This window comes from Burkholderia cepacia, from assembly GCF_001039005.1.
Classification (GTDB): domain Bacteria; phylum Pseudomonadota; class Gammaproteobacteria; order Burkholderiales; family Burkholderiaceae; genus Burkholderia; species Burkholderia theae.
The window spans coordinates 17030-34476 of sequence record NZ_LDWR01000024.1 but is presented as its reverse complement, the minus strand read 5'-3'; the positions used below and the strand labels follow the sequence as shown (position 1 = coordinate 34476).

The window sequence follows — 17447 nt, the reverse complement described above, 5'->3', positions numbered from 1 at the left end:
GAGTGAGCGAAGAATGAGGGTGGATCCTCACGGGCCAACGGCATCGATGTGCCCAGGTAGAAAATGCACGCATTTTCTGGCAACCGGAGGATCCACGATGAACAGTATGGCCGTAGGTGTCGACATCGCCAAGCGAGTATTCCAAGTGCATTACGTTGACCGGGAAACCGGCGAGATCGTGAACAAGGCGATCAAACGGGAGAAATTTTTGGAGCACTTCGCGAACCGTGCGGCCTGCCTGATCGGGATGGAAGCATGTGGTGGAGCCCACCACTGGGCTCGGCAACTCACGCAGATGGGTCATGAGATCAGGCTGATGCCGGCCGAGTTCGTGAAGGCGTTCAACATCCGGAACAAGAACGACGCGGCGGATGCCCGGGCGATCTGGCTGGCGGTACAGCAGCCGAGCAAGCCGGTGGCAGTGAAGACCGAGATGCAGCAGGCGATGCTGGCGCTGCACCGGATGCGCGAGCAGTTGGTGAAGTTCCGCACGATGCAGATCAATGGGCTGCGTGGCTTGCTGACCGAATACGGCGAGGTGATGAGCAAGGGACGAGCGAAGCTGGACACGGAAATACCGACTGCGCTCGGCCGAATCGCAGAGCGCTTGCCAGCGGCACTGATCGATACGTTGCGCGAGCAATGGAACGGGTTGGCAAAGCTCGACGAACAGATCGCGGAAATCGAACGCCGGATGCGCGAATGGAAGAAGGAAGACAAGGCAGTGAAGGCGATTAGCGAGATACCCGGCGTAGGTTTGCTGACAGCCACGGCAGCGGTAGCAATGATGGGCGACCCGAAGGCGTTCAGTTCGGGGCGGGAGTTCGCGGCGTGGGCCGGGTTAGTGCCGAAGCAGACCGGCTCGGGCGGCAAGGTGAACCTGCACGGGATCAGCAAGAGGGGCGACACGTATCTGCGCACGCTACTGATCCACGGCGCACGAAGCGTGCTGGCACATGCGAAAGAACCCGGAGAGTGGGTCGAGCAGATGAAGAAGCGGCGACCGCCGAATGTGGTGATCGTCGCATTGGCCAACAAGATGGCGCGAACGATCTGGGCGGTGCTCGCCCATGAGCGGCCGTACCGGAAGGACTACGTGAGCGTGAAACCAGCCTGATCGGATACGCGAAGTAGAAGATCAACGTTTAACACAGGGTGAATGTCGAAAGGTTGCGCAGCAATCGAGTGTGATGACGAATCAGGTAGGACCGGGACTCGCTAAACCTGAATGGTGGTAGGAGCTTCGAGCTCTTACGGAGAATGAGGTGCGAGTCAGCGAATTTCATAGGGGCCCGCAGCGGCAATACCGGCTGCAAGAAGGCCGGATATAGAGCTGCAGCCCATCCTGTCAGTCTGAACACACGAAAACTGTTGCAAACGGGACGCGTTCATATAGACCACCATGGATTCGAACCACCTCTCTCGACTGGACGTGGCGACCGCCGCCGGTTTACCCAATCCAGACGTGCCGGTCGCTTTCGCGCGCGCCCTGCAGGCCCGCATCGATTACGCGATGGCGATTTGCACCACCGACGAACGATCTGACGCTCGAGACGAACTCCTGAAGCGCGCGCGTTATCGGGCAAGGGATCTTGGCCGAGATCTCGTCCTGGTCGGTGCCGACGATCTCGGCTGCTTGCAGTTGCTCGCTGACGTGCCCATGTTGCGGGACGCCTTCGAACACGAGGTCAACGTGACGCAGCTCAACCTGGCCGACGAAAAAGAAGCATCGGCGCAGGCCGAAGCCGAGTTGGAACGCGAGCGAGTTACTGCCGAGCGCCGCGATGCGACGAAAGCAGCAATTGCCGCCGGCGATTGGGCTGCACTTGATCTGCCGACGCCCGACGCCTTCGTGCAAGCGCTGGCCGCGGGCGGCTCGGTCGAAGTCAACGGCCATGCCTTCAGCTACGTCAGCGACGAAGGCCTCTGGTGTACGAACCCATATGGCGTCGATGCCTATTTTGGCGAGGCCATTCCGTCGATCACCTACGCCCGTGAACTGCTCAGCGCAATCGCGCTCGGCACCGTCTTCGGCGATACGCCGCCTGACAGCGACTGACCTGCCCTTTTCCCCGAACCAGGAGCAATCTCATGACCGACCAGGTATTTCGAAGTGGCAAACCCGTGACCGCCCGCAGCATCGTGTCGGCCGCGATCGCTGGCGACATGACGGCCGATGAGGCCGAGGAGCTGGTCCAGTTGCTTATCGAGGCTCGCGCGCGCGGACTCGATGTTCGCGATGCTACGGCGCCCCGTGCGAACGCGTCCTCCCGTGGCTCGGCCAAGCGGTCGGCCACCGTCTGAAAAAGGAGATCTGCCATGCAGGAATTTGAATTGGACGGGCAGGAATACGACGCGGCCAGCAACAGCTTCCTCGCGAAGCTGCCGGCCGCGCACGAGGCGAAGACACGGCCGCTGTGTATGTGCTCGAACCCGCGGATCCCAATGTATATCGCGCGCTTCGAGGGGCGATTCCAGGTGAAGCGCATGCCTGGCACCGGCGCGAAACACAAGATCGGCTGCGACTCGTACGAGGCGCCGCCGGGCCTGAGCGGCTTCGGTGATGTCGACGGCTCGGCGATCGTCGAGGATCCGGAATCCGGTGAGGTGACGCTCAAGATCGGCTTCGCGTTGGCGAAAGGTGCCGCTCGCGAGATGCCGGAGCCGTCAGACAACGAGCCCGACAGCATCAAGGCTGACGGCAAGAAGCTGACGCTGCGTGGCTTGCTGCATTACCTCTGGGAACAGGCAGGCCTGAATCGCTGGTCGCCGGCGATGTCCGGCAAGCGCAATTGGTCCGTGGTGCGCAAATACCTGCTGTTGGCGGCCGCCGGCAAGAACGCGAAGAAGATGAGCCTCGAGGACATGCTGTACGTCCCGGAAATATTCGTCGGCGACCAGAAGGACCTGATCGCGCAGCGGCGCACCGAGCATCTCGCCCGCATCTCCGTTTCCGAGTCCGGTAAGCCGCACTTCGTGCTGGTGATCGGCGAGCTCAAGGAAATCACCACGGCGCGCTTTGGTTTCAAGCTGGTCATCAAGCATCTTCCCGACTACGGCCTGATGGTCGACGAGAAGACCAAGAAGCGGATCGAGAAGGTCTTCGCACCGGAGCTCGAGATCTGGTCGGCCACGGACGGCACGCATCTCATGGTCATCGCAACTGTGAGCCTGTCGTCGACGGGCATCGCCACCGTGCAAGAAGTCTCGATGATGTTGACCACCGATTCGTGGATCCCCTTCGAAACGCTCGCCGATAACACGCTGCTGAAGACATTGGCCAAGCGGCGGTACCAAAAATGCCTTCGGTACAACCAGACTGCGAAGCATCCCATCGCCACGGCGTTGCTGACCGATGCCGAACGCGGTACGGCACTCTATGTCGTCCCGGCCGACGCCTTGTCGGGTTACCAGGCTGAGTTGGACGTGCTCATCGCCGAGTCGGAGCTCGATGCGTGGATCTGGCGACCGGGAGTAGAGGCGATGCCCCCGCTTCCCCTGACGGCCTACGATGCGGCACGCGCATCCACAAACCGTCCGCGGCCGCCGACACCAGCACCAGCACCAGCACCAGCACCAGCACCAGCACCGGCGACGGTGCTGGTGTTTGACGAGCCCCCGATCGACGTTGAGCCGCTACCCATGCTCGACGACGAACCTCCCTATTCCGACGAAGATCGGCCGGCAAACTGGTTGTGAGCGCAACAGTTATACTGGACTGCCAGCGATTGTTGAGGAATGTTGTGTACCGCCCTACTTCTACGGAGAGGTGAGCAGGCAGACCAAAAAAAACGCCCCGAGCGCAATCGGGGCGTGGACAAGATGACGTACGACAGAGACCTTCAGAGCCGCAGACATCACAAGAATGAACTCGGATTCTAGAACAGAAGTAGGCACTGTCAAGCGTCATCTATGTGACACCAACTTCACGAATCAGCACATCAGATGATGAAACAGAACAAGATTGGCCGCATTGCGAGTGGGACGTTGAAATCAGAAGCCGCGTCGATACCGCGCCGCTCCACGGTAGCGGATCGCGTCGCACCGGAAATCCAGAATCCGAGAGGCATGGAGACGGACTGAGCCAGCTCGTGACGCGCCCGATTCACGGTACGTCGCCCATCTTGGCGAACGCACCGCTGATTCCGACTCGCTCGGCCGCCATCGACGACTGGATGGCTGCAGGCACGCGCGCGCCGATCCGGCGCGCAGCGCTGCCAGACCGCGTTTGGCCGGCCGACATCCCGTGCCCGGCGCCGGCGAATAGCCCCCGCCTGCTGCGCGAGTTGAGGCTGCGCCTCGGGCGCTATCTCGACACGCCGCAGGCCTGGTTGCCAGCCCTGAACGCTGCGAACGGGAGCCGCCGCCAGCAGCGCAGCGAACGCCGCGTTGCCTGTGTGCAGTTGGTACGAGCGCTCGTCAAATTCTGTGACGTCTCGACGTTGCGCATCGCCGTCCCGGCGCAGGGCGGCTGGGTGGATTTCACACTGCCCTACCTGGCGGAGCAGGCGGGCCTGTCCGTGCGGCGAGCCGAGCGCGCGCTGCGCGACCTTGTTACGGCACGACTGGTGAAGAGCCGGCCGCAGTGCGAGGTGGAGATCAGTGACGAAGGGCCTCGCTATCGCGGGCTGGCAGCGATTCGGTACATTACGCCGGCGCTGTTCGAACAATTCGGTCTCGGTAAGTGGCTACGGCACGAGCGCACGCGTGCCCACCTGCGTGCCCACCTGCGTGCGCAACGCCGGCGCGACGCCGCGCGAAAACGCGAGCGGAAGATCGGTGCTGGCGCTGGCCAGCTGCTGACTCAGCTCACTGACAAACTGGCGGCCGCACAGGCGAAGGCTGCCGCCCGGGGCATGCTTTCCGAGAGCGATCGGCGCTCCGAGCTCGAGCGCGCGGTCATGATCCGCGCCGGCGAACTCAATGCCACCTATCCCGACTGGGATCGCGACCGGTGTTTCCGCGTCGCGCGCAACCAGCTCGCTCCACCCGCCTAGCATCTAGGCGATTCTCCCTCTCTTCCCATCGCTGCTGCGAAGACGGTGCTCGCGCGGATCCAGGGTAGTGCCACCTGTCGCTGGCGTTTTGTGTTGGATTGGCGGGTTTGCGGCCCCGGATGTCGCGCCGTGTCGCCGCTCAGCCGTCCACAGCTGTGAATAAGTGCATTTAACTGTCGGGACGGCTTGCCATTAAGTGTCGGGACTTAATCAGAACCTATCTCTACCTATACCCCATATCGACCCGCGGCAAGCCGCGGCTTCACGCGGACCTTGCCCGCTTGCCGGGGAAACCCCATCGAACCGCACGCGCTACCCTTCGGCAGGCCGTAAGCGCCGCAGCGGCCGTTGGCCGCCGCACCGCTAACGGCGCGTTGAACCAGCGCCCGGCTGCCTGCAATCGATATCTACGACCGACGCCCGTTGAGCTTGCAGAGAGGGAGGTACATTCAATATGCAACTAACAACCAGTCGCGCGAAACCCTTCGACAATGCGCCCTGCCACTGCATACGTCCGGTCTACAAGAAGCGGGGCCATCCACAACGTCGACCAACCCCTGTGAATTTCATCCGCGCTTCATGGTAGCGCGATGCCCTAACTTGGCTAAGATTGAAGCCAACTACCGCGAGTACGGGCACCACGATACCACGTCTGTCGTGAGTCGCATCGCTTGGAATTCTCTGCATAGCAACCGACGGCTGCCTTGATACAGCAACGTAATCCACAGGATTTCTCGGGCCTCCCTTTGCCGTCGGGTGATTCCGTTCATAGTCAGTCGCTCACCTCCGGCAGTGCATCGCTGTATTCATCAAGCTCAGTCGGCATACAGGCTCAGCAGCCGTTGCACGCTGGTGCAACCGCAACATAGTCATCTTCAGGTGGGCCGCAGCGCGGCACGGCACAACGCCAGGACGGCTCCGTATCCTGCGTCGTCGTCGCTGTCCTCCGACTCCAACACAACTTCGCGTACCCCTGCGCGGCGACTCTGGGTTAGGCCGACGCGGCCCGAGCACATCGCGCTGATGAATGGGCTGCCTCAGGGATTGCGCCAGCAACAGCGTTCGGCCATCAACCGGTTCCTGTGCGATCTGGAACAGCAGAGTCGTTCGTGGTCGCAACTGGTACCGGAAGGCAGCGGCGAGCGGCCTGCGGGACTCGAACTTCAGGTTCAGCTTACGGACCAGCCTCACGTTCGCCACCAGCAATCGAATGCGAGCAGCGGATTAGGCGAGGAGAACTTCGATTGAAAACATAGATTGGGCGAATTATCTGAATCGATTTGTTCAATTGATGCCGAAATCCTAGACTGATGGCCAGTTTCCAGCCACAGCGAGATGCAAATAATGATGCACACCAACAAGATCTATCGGCTCGGCGACGTCACTGTCACCAAGATCGAGGAAGTCCGCCTCAACGGCGCCTCGCCGTCTTTCCTGTACCCGGCCTGGGAGCCGGAGGAGCTGGGCCGCAACCTGCCCTGGCTAACGCCGTCGAACATGGACGCGACCACCGGCAACCTGATCCAAAGCATCCATAGCTGGCTCGTCCGCACGCCGCACCACACGATCCTGATCGACACCGGCACGGGCAACTACAAGGAACGGCCTCAGTTCCAGGTGTGCCACCAGCTCAAGACGCCGTACCTGCAGCGCCTGGTCGCCGCCGGCGTGCGGCCGGAGGACGTCGACTACGTGCTGCACACGCATCTGCACGTCGATCACTGCGGGTGGAACACCCGTCTCGTCGACGGCCGCTGGGTGCCGACGTTTCCGAACGCGCGCCACGTATTCTCGAAGGCCGAGGAGGACTATTACAGCAGCCCGGCCAGCCACAACGAGGTGAACGTGCCGAGCCGCGGCGTATTCGAGGACAGCGTGTTGCCGATCATTGAGTCCGGGCAGGTCGAACGCATCCCGAATGACGGCGGCGATTATCTCGACCATTTCAGGTTCCATTCGACGAAGGGCCACAGCATCGGCCACATGTCGATCGAACTGCGCTCGAACGGGCACATCGCGCTCTTCACCGGCGACGTGATGCACCACCCGTTGCAGGTGTGGCGGCCGGACTGGAACTCCGTGTTCTGCGAATGGCAGGACGACGCGCGCGCATCGCGCCGCTGGGTGCTCGAAGAGGCCGCCGAACGCCGTCAGCTGCTCTTCACCCCGCACTTCGCGGAAACGTCCGCCGGCTACGTCACCCGTCAGGACGACCGCTTCGCGTGGCATTACGAATGAGCGGCACGGGAGAGACTTTCATGAGCCAGACCTCTGTGGTGAACGGAACCCCCATCGCATTCGACGAACTGCGCGTGAAAACCGGCACGCCCGGCATCGAACTCTACGTCCGCAACAAGCGCCAGGCGTCGGCGACCCGCTTCGGTCCCGAACGCACGATCGTGATGGTGCACGGCGCAACCTTTTCGTCGGGCAGCCTCTACGACCTGCCGTTCAACGGCACGTCGTTCATCGACTTTCTCGCGGTAGCGGGGTACGACGTGTACGCGCTCGACGTGCGCGGCTACGGCCTTTCGACACGGCCGCCGGAAATGGAGCGGACGGCCGGCGAAAACTGGCCGCTCGTCAACACCGACACCGGCGTGGTCGATCTCGGCACGGTGATCGACCATGTGCTCGAACGGCGGTCACTGGAGAAGGTCTGCCTGTTCGGCATGTCGTGGGGCGGCACGGTCGCCGGCGCGTACACGAGCCGCAACAACGACAAGGTCCACAAGCTGGCGTTGCTCGCGCCGCAGTGGCTGAGCGACAGGCCGGTTCCGATCGATACCGGTGGCCCGCTCGACGCCTACCGGCTCGTGCCGGTGCGGGAAAGCAAGGCCCGCTGGCTCGGCACCGCACCGGAACATGCACGCGCGAGCCTCGTGCCCGAAGGCTGGTTCGAGCAATGGGCGGACTTCACGCTGGCCGAGGATCCGTGGAGCCGCGAGCGGACACTGGATCGCATGCGGGCGACCAATGGCCCGATTCAGGACATTCGCGACTACTGGCACGCGGGACGCAAATACTACGAACCCTCGGAGATTCACGTGCCAGTGCTGCTCGTTCATGGCGAGTGGGACATCGACGTGCCGATCGACCTCGCGCAGGCGCTGTTTCTCGAACTGAAGAACGCATGCTACCGTCAGTGGGTAGAAATCGGCGAGGCCACGCATCTGGTCCTGCTGGAGAAGAACCGGCTGCTCGCGTTCAACGCCATTCGGGATTTCTACGACCGGACCTTCGAACCGGAAACGGCAGCGCGCTAGCGGGCCGGGCCTGCGACCCGTTTGGCCGGTCCCTGCCGGTGGTCTATGATGCCTTGCATCGCATAGAGAACCGGCCCGCGCCATGTCGTCCATCGATCACTTCAACCTCTGGTCGTTCGACCTGAACCTGCTGGTCGCCTTCGACGCGCTGATGCGCGAATGCAGCGTCACGAATGCGGCCGCCCGACTGAAGATCCAGCAGTCGGCGATGAGCCACAACCTCGGCACGCTGCGTATGTTGCTGGACGACGAGCTATTCATTCGCGTTGGCCACGTGATGAAGCCCACGCCCCGAGCCATCGCGCTGTCGGCCTCCATCGCCGGGATTCTCGAACAGGCGCAGCAAACCATTACCTCGCGCGATACGTTTCGTCCGGAAACCGCGCAGCGGACTTTTTCGCTCGGCTTTTCGAGCGAAATGGAAGTGCTGTTGATGCCGTGCCTGACCACCCACGTACAACGATGTGCGCCCGGCATCCGGCTGCTCGCGCGGCCGGCGCAACCGGACGAGGTGCACCGGTTGCTCGACGACGGCGCCATTGATGTCGGCATCGGCTGCTTCGGCGACGGCGTGGAACGGCATCGCAGGGCACTGCTGTTCGAGCAGTCGTTGATGTGCTGCTTCAACCCCGACCTGCTCGACCTGCCGGTGCCGATCGGCCGCGAGCTTTATCTGGCGCAACGCCACGCGCTCGTGTCGCAGAACGCCAGCATTCGTGGATGCCTGGAAGAGGCGTTGCGCGCGGCGGGTGTGGAACTCGACATGACGATGGCGGCACCGGAATTCCTGACCGTGCTGGCAACGGTCATGTATGCGCCGGTCGTCGCCACGCTGCCGTCGCGGATCATCCGCCGCTATGCGCCGCTGATGGGGCTGGTGTCGAGCCCCATCCCGCTCGATTTGTCCGTCGCCCCCATTTCGATGGTATGGGCGACGCATTCCGACCGCGATCCTGCATCCGCATGGCTGCGCGAGCAGGTACAACCGCTCCTCGCGAAACTCGACGAAGGCCGTCCGTCCGACGACCCTGCCGTCCGCGAAGCCGCCTTCAGTACGTAGGACACCACGGCTATCCTCGCAACGGTCCGGCACGGCCAACGGCGCGATGTTCATGACGCTCGGGGACGAGACGGGCCAGGTCAACGTGATCCTGTGGGTCGCGCTCGTCGAACAGTTTCGGAAAGAGGCGCTCGGCGCCGCGCTGCTTGCCGTCTATGGAGTGTGGCAGACCGACGGCAAGGTGCGGCACCTGATCGCGCGCAAGCTCGTCGACAGAACCGAGCTACTCGGAGCGCTGCCGACGACCGCACGAGAGTTTTGTTGATGCGAAGAACCGTCAGCGGGCATCTTCAAAGATGATCAGGTAATGCCGTAGCCGAGGTGAGTTTTGGCATCTTGAGCAGCCTTGCTTTGTAGTCGAGCAGACTGTTCTCGTCGACATCGAATCGACGCAGCCAATCATCGCTTTCGGCTGTCGTATCGAAGTACGGTGCAGCGGCTCCCATCAAACCGCGCTGCAAACGCCAAACCGTAGTAGCTCGAACGGCTTTCAGAGCATTGTTGAGGATCACGTAGTTCGCCGGCGCGACCGGCGGCCCCTTCCCTGCCTCATCGGCTGCGCCACCGGACTCTGCTTCAGGGCCGGCCTGAATCACGACCCCGCCGTTCATGTCGTACAGCGCGTACCAGTCTGGCGGTAGCTCGCTTCGGAGCGCCGAGATCCCGCCCACCTGCTCCAACAACGTCTTGTCCAGACACGTGAGCCAAGACACCGTTTTCAGTTTGGCTCGCAGGTGCGTCGCGTTGAGCAGCGGGTTGCCGACGTCGAGTGCAATGTGACGCCTAGCCAACCAGTATTCCGTCGGAGTGTTGGCTTCGGCTTCCGTCAGGCTTAGATTCACCGCGAATCCGGCATAGCCGTTGTAAGCGTTCAGTCGCTTCGCGAAGTCGACGAACAGCTGCTGAAATGCGCGAGGCTCGGCAACCAGAAACGGCGCGGGAACCGAGAAGGTCAGCGCGCTGGCGCCGCCCTCCGGCATCGCTTCCTCGTACTCCAAGGTCCCGAACACGCGGAACTCCCACAGTCCGGCATCGTCAGCCTTTTCGCCAGACGACACATAGGCCGTGACACCCGCGTCGCCCCGCGCGCGAAACGCCTTCGGGTCGACCTGGCCATCCTTCAGCTGCACGGGCTTCCGGCCATCCTGCGTGAGCCAGTGAAGACGCGGACCCACGTAGGCCGAATACGCGGCGAAGCAGTTTGCAATCTCGCCCTGCACGGCTTCCTGATACGCGTTCGGGAAAAACAGCGCCGCGCGCACAACCATGGCAGCGCCGATGTAGTCGTGGCGTTGCTTGGGCAGGAGCATGCCCCCTTTCAACAGGGCATCAGTCTGGGCATTTTTCGCCCACTCGATCAGTGCTTGTTTGTCCATGATCATCAGAATAACGGAATCAGGTTCGGCGATGGTGGAGGCGCAGCACCGTCCGGCGGTCGCGGGCCGAAGACGCTGCGCGCACGTTTCGTCACGCCCTCAAGCTCATCGAACGGGCTCCAGGGTGCCGCTTTCGATGCACCGTCCGAGGCGTCCCGAGGCACGGGTCCAAGCACCGGGTACTCGCTGGTCTTTTCCTGCTTCTTCCCATCGTCGTCAGGACACCCGCAATCCTCTGGCGTTAACAAGACCGAAGAGGCGTTCGGGCCCGCGATATCTTCGTCCTGCTTCTGGTGCCGCGTCGAATACGTGTCGCCCTTGAACTTCATCTCGACCACCGCATCGAGATTATCCTGCGTCGGCTCCTTCGCGGGATCCTTCACGATCACCACATCGGGGATCCGTACGTTGCCGGCGCCGCGTTGGTACTCCCCCTCCCAGTTGTCTTTGATCCACTGCGGGAGCCAGCCGTAGGTCTTGTTTGGGGTGCGCGGGCTCATGATCGGGGTGGGTGGCCGAACCGTCATCAGGTACTTCACTTCCGCCTTGTAGATGCTGGTCGTGAAGCCGCTGTCTTCCTTTTTCAGTTGCGTTGCGACGCAGATCTGTCGGAGGTCTTTGCCATCGACAGACTGCGGCGGATTGTTCTTGCATGTGCACATCAGGCTGCACAGCTTCGCCTGATCCTTGGGGCGCAGCTTCGAATTGAGGTAGACGCGACTGGTTTCACCATCGCCTGGCGCCGTGCCTCCGATCGACCACTTGCTCACGTTTCGGCACTCCCCTCGCCGTGAAACGTGATCGACGCCGGCTCGGCAGACTCGTGCCACTGCGTGAAGCCTTGCGAGTCGGTCTCGCCTGAGATCGTGGAACCGTCGGGTGTCTGGAACGAGTAGGGGTGGTTCGGAACGGGGCTTCCCGTTTCGCTGTTCAGGACTTGAAACCGGCCGCGATACCGATCGGTCAAGTTCGGATCTTGCTGTGGCACGACGCTCTTTCCGCCACCAATGCCGCCAGCGGCGCCCGACACCTGCTCGACGTGGGCCGACCCTTGTGAGGCGATCAGCGACGCCCCACAGGCCGTCTTGTCCCCTTCGGTCGCGACCGGCCGGCCGCCGAAGGTCATGCTTCTCACCTTGACGTCGACGATCGGATAGACGCCGCCACATTTCGGACACGCCACCATGTCGCCGAGGAGCGCCACAGGTTTGCCGAACATCATGTTCGTTGATGTGCAGGCGAGTACGTGTCCACCATGCGACGTCGTATCGCCTTCGCGAATAAACGCGTAGGTCATAGCCAGCCCTCGATTGTTTTATCTGATGAATTTTGCACGGTTTCTTACCGGCAGGCTTCATCGAAAGGGTTAGCCATTGTTAGACGTAGGAGTGGTGCTACCGATGCGTAGGGATAGGAGTTGACAGGTGAAGAAGTATTGCAATCGAGCTCAGCGAAAGGGAGGAGCTGTAGCTAATAACGCAACTAACGATCAAACGACCTCCATCCTTCGTTAAACGCCATCTTGCCCCCCAGCCCCCCGAGTCTACAAGAACAAGGCATGCCTCATGCTTGCCGAACGCCACCTACGGATACTCGCCCGGGCTCCGCTCGTCAGCGCCAATCGGCGCGCGTAGATGCGGCTCGCTCGCTTACCCACGCTTGATTGGGACGCCAGCCGTCGAAACGCCGATCCAACAGATGCGGCGCCACCGGCAGGCGATGCGTCGAATCCGTGGTCACCCGATACGGACGCTTGTAGACCGGGCGCAACCCTTGACGTTGCAGGCTGCGACGCACGCGCTCGGCGTTCGCCGGCCGGCCCTGAGCAAGCAGCTGCCGCGCGATGCGAGGACGGCCATAGCTGTCAACGCCGACTGAAAACTGACCCACCTTTCGGCGTTTCGCCGAAGTAAATCTGACCCACCCGGGTCCTTTGTCGGGGTAATCGTCCTTTTCGTGCAAAATCTGGCGGTTTCGCCGGAAAGCCCGTTGCACCAACGCTTTCCGGGCACACCTCCCGACGATTGTTGGCAAGCCAGGCTGTGGATCAATGGCAAGCTACTTGGTCGCAAATTCTTATTGCGACCTTGACGGGAGGGCGGAGATGCAAGACTGCGCGAGCACGACCATGACCAGATAGCGTGGGAACGGGCAAGTATTGACGCAGCCATCGTGCCCAGCCCCCGGGGCCAGGGAACCCGACGGACCGCGGCAAGCCCGGCAGCGAGCGGCACCTCATCGTAGATACGGGCATTCCGCTGGCCTTGCCGTTACGGGAGCCAACCGGCAGACTCGGTGGCGAATCCCATGGGGCCTTGGTTATATTTGCGATGCCCGCCGATCCAGCGACACAAGGTTCACTTTCAGGCCATGCGAGAGAGTAACTCCGCCAGTGAGCGTGTCGGGGCCCGTGTTTCCGCTATGACCGCGCACGCGGAACTCATTCGTGTAATTCCGGGAGCCTTGCCGGCGCCCCTGGCCTTGCTGCGCATTGATTTCCTTTTTTTCTGATTTCCACCACACCCTGATGGGAGCCAGATTGCCGTCTATTACAGATGGTAATTGCGCAACGCTTATTCCCTGCGAGCACCGGATAGTGTTCCAACAACGCGACACCGTGATCACCATCATGCTGCGGCTCCCGCGCTCTCCGTGCATCGCAAAGGGCCGTATGAGCACATAATCCGCTACGCGCACGTGGGCAACGAGCGCACGGCACCGTAGATCCGTCCATCGAGATGCGGCGCATGTCGATTGACGCCCATCGCGGCTTCGATATGCTGGACGATGTCACCGCGTGCGTAGCGCTCGATCGCCTGCATGCGCATGGAGTGCTTGTCGATGAACGGATCGAGGTCGGTCCAAGCCAATGTGGACCAGATGGCGATTTGTTCTACGTTGGTCCGTGTGGGTCGGTACGGCACCCCTACTATGCCTTCCAAGTTGAACTGCATCCGCCAAATAGCTCCTGCGAATTTCCTGGGCGGCCCGACTTCATGTAGGTCAATTTTTGCTCGGCGTAAACATTCGCTTCACTTCCGACGCGCGAACACCCGGCAGCCCGCTGCGCGACAAGCTACGCATATGGTGGCCGGCACGGCTGCCAGTCACCCCTTCTCCGTGATAACCACTGACCTCCGGCTGCCCAAATCCTCGCTCGCTCAGCGCATTGCACAAAGACTGGGCAAACGGCTGACTCGACACCATACGCCCTCCGAACAAACCAAGGAAGCGGCGCAACGTGTCCACCTTTGGCGCAGCGGCACGCTGCAAATCATCTCGCCGGAAAGATGCCGGCTCCCGCGCATCCGCAGAGAAGCAAGCTTTGACTCGAAAATCTCTAAAATCTCGATCCAGGCCTCCGGTCGCCAGTTGCTCTGCCAAGTCGGCGACGGAAATCTGACCATGCGCTCCTTCCGTATCTGCACTCAGGATATCCGTGCCTGCCGCGCAATGGCCGGCGATGTAAAGCTTGTCACGCTGCCAATTCATTCGGCTCAGCTCGAATCCGCCCGTATTGCTGCGCACCTCCATATTCTGGAGTATATCGGCATTCCGAATCAGCTCTCTGGCATGGCTCATGGGCTCAGAATATCGCCGATCGATTTCCTGATCGGACAGTTTTTCTCTATACTTCATTTGTTCGATTCTAGTCAGCGTCCCTATACCACTGTCGCGGTACTGCTTCTCTATCTGCTGCTTCAAAATTCGAAACTGATCCTGAGTAGCGTCATCCCGTACGATCAGCGGAATCGGGCACTTACCATTCTGAACTCGCATCTTATTGTTACACATGCATTGCATGACCACATCCGGAGAAACAAAAGGCAAATATAACGCTGCTTGCCGATTAGCACCTTGCGGCGACGAGGGGCTGGACAGTGCATGCTTGGATACCCCAAGTACCTTCCCCGCTTGCGCCGGCTTCCGGTCGCTTGGACTCGCAATGCCGACATGCTTGATCTCATGTGTGAGCGTGCCGTCGTTCGAGCTGACGCGTGAATCGGGATCAGATGCCGCGTTTGAACGATTTGGCTGCTGGTGATATGAAGTTCGGCTTATCGATAGCATTTCGAGTTTTCCATTTTAGAAAAGACATTGAGCAATTTCAATCGCATTGAGATGAATGATACGTTATCGGGTGTTTAAGCCACTTTCAAAAATCGGCCGACTCGTGGGGGATGAGCGAGATCTGTCGCCATTATTGCGAGCTGCGGCGAAATTGGTTGAAGAATGGTTTGAGCTGACTCTCGCAAGTCTGAGAACAGTCGAGCGAAAGGAAAGTCTCGTGGTCTTCGTGCAAAATCTGGCGGTTTCGTCGCAAAGCCTTCTGCAGCAAGGCTTTGCGGTCGATTCTGACTATCGTCGGCAGTCCCGGCCGGGATCTGCGGTAAGCTACCTGCCCGCAATTTTCAATTGCGACCGTGGCGGGAGGCAGTAGATGCTAGGCCTGGAATTTCGGTATATGGGGCAGGATCGCTTGCCCGCGCGACTGTCGGAGTTCGACGTCGAGCGTTACTTTGCGCTGAGCGACAGCGACGTGGCCGCGATCAATGAACGTTTCCGGCGCGATCGCCGCGCAGGCGCCGCCATCCAACTGGTCTTTCTGCGGGCTAGCGGTCACACGCTGGATCATGTCGGGACCCTGCCACGGCAACTGCTGCGCTATGTCGGCGAGCGACTCGGCCCGCCGACACCGTCGATCGCGTCACTGCGCACGCTCTACCAACGCTACAAGACCCAATACGAGCATCAGGTGCGGGCGTGCGAATACCTCGGCCTGATGTCGATGGGCGCAGACCAGTGGTCCGGCGTCAAAGCGTGGATGCGGCAAGATGCTGCCGAATCGCTGGCGCTCGACGAACTGGTGCAGCATGCGTACCACTGGCTGTACGAGAGGCGGCTTTTGATTCCCGCCGAGCGAACGTTACGGGACTTGGGGCGAGCGATCTGGGCGGAGGCAGAGCGTGGCCTGCTTGCGACGATCCAGGCGACCGTCAGCGACGCCCAACTGGTGCGCGCCGACGCGGTCTTGTCCACTCAACATGGTACGTCGGGGATGACGGTGCTCGAATGGCTCAAGACGCCGCCGGCACGGCACAGCCCGTCGACCATTACCGAAACCCTGTCGAAGGTTCGTTTCCTCAAGTCGCTCGGCGCCCACACGTGGAACCTGGACGCGGTGCCGATCGAGAAACAGCGCGCCTATGCGCAGCGCATTCAGGTCCGGCGTCCCGCCAAGGTTCGTGAATTGAAGGTGTCGACGCGCACGATCGAGCTGATTTTCTTTCTGCACGTGACGCTACTGGAGCTGACCGACACGCTGCTCTATCAAACGGGCCGCCGCGTCTCGGACCTCGTCCGGCACGCCTACTGTCGCGGGGCGGCGTAAAGGAGCCGGGGATGGGCGGCGTAATGGCGCCAGCAGAACCGGGGGTAAAGCTCGGATTCGAACGGCTTCAAGGTTGCGGTTTTTTACCGTTTTTGGCAACTGCATTTTGAGGGGGATCGGGCATCGGTTTCGGGGTGCGGTAACTGTCGCCCTCAAGGACGAGCCGGTAGGCGCCGTGGCGTAGCCGGTCGAGCGTGGCGGTGCCGAGGATGCGGTTGTCGGGGAACGCGGCGCCCCATTCACCGAAGTCGAGATTCGATGTCAGGATGGTCGCCGCGTGCTCGTAGCGGGCGGCGACGAGATCGTGGAAGTCCTCGTCCTGCGGGGTACGTAGCGGTTTGAGCGCGAAGTCATCGACGATCAGCAGTGGCACCCGGGCGTACTGCTGGAACTTGCGGTCATAGGCGCCAGTGGCACGCGCGGTGTTCAGTCGCTTGAGCAGCTCGGTCTGCGAGATGAACAGCACGTCGCGCCCCTGTCTCGATCGACACGCACGGGTAGCGCATGAAACACGCGGCCTCGAGCCGCCGAACCGGTTGCCGGATGCGCTTGCTGACGGACGGCGGACGGTTCGCGCACCGTCGCGCATAGTGCCGGACTACCGCCTCGTTGCATTCGGCCGGCCAGTGATCATGGACACCAAGTTTGGTCAAGCGCTCGATCTTGCGAAATAGGTCGCCCATCTGGTTCGTCGAATTCCGTAGCGGGACGGACCAAAGCCACTGCTGGAGGCTGGCGCCGCCGGCTTCGGGCCGGGGTAGCAGCACGCCCCACTGATCGAGCGTCGCGGCACCGAACGCGGCCTCGAGCTGGTGTGTCAGCGCGGCCTCGACATCCTGCACCGCCTGAACGATCAGTTGCCACAGCGCGCGGTCGTGGACGATCAGAACCCGATGCTCGTAAAGCCATTGCTTGAGGTCGTACAGCGCCGTGCTGCGATCCTGCCTGCCGGACAATCGCTCCTTGAGCCAGCGCACCACGTAGCGGCGCTGATGCTCGGCCATCGGCCGAAACCCGAGCGCCTCGTAGGCCAGCTTCTGGTGGTCGGCGAGCGTGTCGGTCCGATCGTCGTACAGCGCGCGCAAGGTGCCGAGATCCGGAGGCTCGATGCCGAGTTGTTCGCCCAGATGGTGCCAGAGTCGCTTCGGAATTTGTTTGTAAGCATCGAGCGTGCGCCCGGTCATGCGGACGAACCCGAGATGCAGTCCGACAGCCAGCCGGTACAAATGCGAGCGTCGGCCGTCGATCAGCGCGCGTTCCCGCGCCGAGAACGTGAAGAACGTATGGAGCTCGAACTCGGTCAGCTCGTGCGGAAAGTGCCGCATGCCGAGGTAGGCCTGCCGCCAGTGATCCATC

At 61.6% G+C, this 17447-nt stretch carries 15 protein-coding genes and 5 pseudogenes; 12 read left to right on the top strand and 8 right to left on the bottom strand.

All coding sequences use genetic code 11. From position 1 onward, the window contains the following. The first annotated feature begins 97 nt into the window (after positions 1 to 97). From VL15_RS14955 to VL15_RS14915, 10 genes and pseudogenes are all read left to right on the top strand, one after another. On the top strand, positions 98 to 1117 hold the full coding sequence (locus tag VL15_RS14955) for an IS110 family transposase (protein WP_048246407.1): 1020 nt from the start codon (positions 98 to 100) through the stop codon (positions 1115 to 1117). A gap of 285 nt (positions 1118 to 1402) precedes the next feature. Continuing rightward, positions 1403 to 2059 carry a hypothetical protein gene (locus VL15_RS14950; protein ID WP_048246406.1) on the top strand — a complete coding sequence of 219 codons (657 nt, stop codon included), beginning with the start codon at positions 1403 to 1405 and terminating at the stop codon, positions 2057 to 2059. 32 nt (positions 2060 to 2091) lie between these two features. Further along, a complete protein-coding gene (locus VL15_RS14945) occupies positions 2092 to 2304 on the top strand; it encodes a hypothetical protein (protein ID WP_048246405.1) in 213 nt (70 codons plus the stop codon). 15 nt (positions 2305 to 2319) lie between these two features. After that, complete coding sequence (locus VL15_RS14940; protein WP_048246404.1) at positions 2320 to 3699, top strand: DUF1173 domain-containing protein; 1380 nt, start codon at positions 2320 to 2322, stop codon at positions 3697 to 3699. Between the two features lie 392 nt (positions 3700 to 4091). Then, positions 4092 to 4997 (top strand): hypothetical protein, encoded by a 906-nt coding sequence (locus VL15_RS14935; RefSeq protein WP_048246403.1) that lies wholly within the window; start codon positions 4092 to 4094, stop codon positions 4995 to 4997. A 1023-nt stretch (positions 4998 to 6020) separates the two neighbouring features. Next, positions 6021 to 6245, top strand: coding sequence for a hypothetical protein (locus VL15_RS41980; RefSeq protein WP_155420221.1), 225 nt, complete (start codon positions 6021 to 6023; stop codon positions 6243 to 6245). Positions 6246 to 6341: 96 nt separating this feature from the next. Further along, positions 6342 to 7235: an MBL fold metallo-hydrolase gene (locus VL15_RS14930; RefSeq protein ID WP_048246402.1), complete on the top strand. Its 894-nt coding sequence runs from the start codon at positions 6342 to 6344 to the stop codon at positions 7233 to 7235. 20 nt (positions 7236 to 7255) lie between these two features. Continuing rightward, on the top strand, positions 7256 to 8263 hold the full coding sequence (locus tag VL15_RS14925) for an alpha/beta hydrolase (protein ID WP_048246401.1): 1008 nt from the start codon (positions 7256 to 7258) through the stop codon (positions 8261 to 8263). Positions 8264 to 8345: 82 nt separating this feature from the next. After that, entirely contained in the window at positions 8346 to 9323 is a 978-nt protein-coding gene (locus tag VL15_RS14920; protein WP_048246400.1) for a LysR family transcriptional regulator, read from the top strand. 19 nt (positions 9324 to 9342) lie between these two features. After that, positions 9343 to 9588: pseudogene (locus VL15_RS14915) on the top strand (hypothetical protein); the annotation flags it as partial. A 25-nt stretch (positions 9589 to 9613) separates the two neighbouring features. Here VL15_RS14915 and VL15_RS14910 read toward each other — a convergent pair. From VL15_RS14910 to VL15_RS40085, 4 genes and pseudogenes are all read right to left on the bottom strand, one after another. Further along, the gene (locus tag VL15_RS14910) at positions 9614 to 10705 is read right to left on the bottom strand and encodes a type VI immunity family protein (RefSeq protein WP_230684452.1); all 1092 of its coding nucleotides are present in this window, start codon (positions 10703 to 10705) and stop codon (positions 9614 to 9616) included. After that, positions 10705 to 11469 carry a hypothetical protein gene (locus VL15_RS14905; protein ID WP_053077646.1) on the bottom strand — a complete coding sequence of 255 codons (765 nt, stop codon included), beginning with the start codon at positions 11467 to 11469 and terminating at the stop codon, positions 10705 to 10707. The genes VL15_RS14910 and VL15_RS14905 overlap by 1 nt, the downstream gene beginning before the upstream one ends. Beyond that, the gene (locus tag VL15_RS14900; protein WP_048246398.1) at positions 11466 to 11996 is read right to left on the bottom strand and encodes a PAAR domain-containing protein; all 531 of its coding nucleotides are present in this window, start codon (positions 11994 to 11996) and stop codon (positions 11466 to 11468) included. The genes VL15_RS14905 and VL15_RS14900 overlap by 4 nt, the downstream gene beginning before the upstream one ends. Before the next feature lie 347 nt (positions 11997 to 12343). Beyond that, a pseudogene (locus VL15_RS40085) lies at positions 12344 to 12562 on the bottom strand (IS3 family transposase); the annotation flags it as partial. 246 nt (positions 12563 to 12808) lie between these two features. Between VL15_RS40085 and VL15_RS43800 the strand changes: the two are divergent. After that, a pseudogene (locus VL15_RS43800) lies at positions 12809 to 12986 on the top strand (IS5/IS1182 family transposase); the annotation flags it as partial. A 400-nt stretch (positions 12987 to 13386) separates the two neighbouring features. On the opposite strand, the gene VL15_RS14895 reads toward VL15_RS43800, so the two are convergent. Beyond that, positions 13387 to 13653 (bottom strand): hypothetical protein, encoded by a 267-nt coding sequence (locus VL15_RS14895; RefSeq protein ID WP_155420220.1) that lies wholly within the window; start codon positions 13651 to 13653, stop codon positions 13387 to 13389. 49 nt (positions 13654 to 13702) lie between these two features. After that, complete coding sequence (locus tag VL15_RS14890) at positions 13703 to 14770, bottom strand: hypothetical protein (protein ID WP_155420219.1); 1068 nt, start codon at positions 14768 to 14770, stop codon at positions 13703 to 13705. A 370-nt stretch (positions 14771 to 15140) separates the two neighbouring features. Between VL15_RS14890 and VL15_RS40080 the strand changes: the two genes are divergently transcribed. After that, positions 15141 to 16091: a DUF4158 domain-containing protein gene (locus VL15_RS40080; protein WP_230684451.1), complete on the top strand. Its 951-nt coding sequence runs from the start codon at positions 15141 to 15143 to the stop codon at positions 16089 to 16091. A 67-nt stretch (positions 16092 to 16158) separates the two neighbouring features. Here VL15_RS40080 and istB read toward each other — a convergent pair. Both istB and VL15_RS40070 read right to left on the bottom strand, forming a co-directional pair. Continuing rightward, positions 16159 to 16581: pseudogene (gene istB / locus VL15_RS14880) on the bottom strand (IS21-like element ISBmu1 family helper ATPase IstB); the annotation flags it as partial. 7 nt (positions 16582 to 16588) lie between these two features. Next, positions 16589 to 17446 (bottom strand): annotated as a pseudogene (locus VL15_RS40070) (DUF4158 domain-containing protein); the annotation flags it as partial. Position 17447: the final 1 nt, after the last annotated feature.

Coding starts and splice junctions, on each gene's coding strand:
- VL15_RS14955 (WP_048246407.1), top strand. CDS start 98: ATGAACAGTATGGCCGTAGGTGTCGACATCGCCAAGCGAGTATTCCAA.
- VL15_RS14950 (WP_048246406.1), top strand. CDS start 1,403: ATGGATTCGAACCACCTCTCTCGACTGGACGTGGCGACCGCCGCCGGT.
- VL15_RS14945 (WP_048246405.1), top strand. CDS start 2,092: ATGACCGACCAGGTATTTCGAAGTGGCAAACCCGTGACCGCCCGCAGC.
- VL15_RS14940 (WP_048246404.1), top strand. CDS start 2,320: ATGCAGGAATTTGAATTGGACGGGCAGGAATACGACGCGGCCAGCAAC.
- VL15_RS41980 (WP_155420221.1), top strand. CDS start 6,021: ATGAATGGGCTGCCTCAGGGATTGCGCCAGCAACAGCGTTCGGCCATC.
- VL15_RS14930 (WP_048246402.1), top strand. CDS start 6,342: ATGATGCACACCAACAAGATCTATCGGCTCGGCGACGTCACTGTCACC.
- VL15_RS14925 (WP_048246401.1), top strand. CDS start 7,256: ATGAGCCAGACCTCTGTGGTGAACGGAACCCCCATCGCATTCGACGAA.
- VL15_RS14920 (WP_048246400.1), top strand. CDS start 8,346: ATGTCGTCCATCGATCACTTCAACCTCTGGTCGTTCGACCTGAACCTG.
- VL15_RS14910 (WP_230684452.1), bottom strand. CDS start 10,705: ATGATCATGGACAAACAAGCACTGATCGAGTGGGCGAAAAATGCCCAG.
- VL15_RS14900 (WP_048246398.1), bottom strand. CDS start 11,996: ATGACCTACGCGTTTATTCGCGAAGGCGATACGACGTCGCATGGTGGA.
- VL15_RS14895 (WP_155420220.1), bottom strand. CDS start 13,653: ATGCAGTTCAACTTGGAAGGCATAGTAGGGGTGCCGTACCGACCCACA.
- VL15_RS14890 (WP_155420219.1), bottom strand. CDS start 14,770: ATGCTATCGATAAGCCGAACTTCATATCACCAGCAGCCAAATCGTTCA.
- VL15_RS40080 (WP_230684451.1), top strand. CDS start 15,141: ATGCTAGGCCTGGAATTTCGGTATATGGGGCAGGATCGCTTGCCCGCG.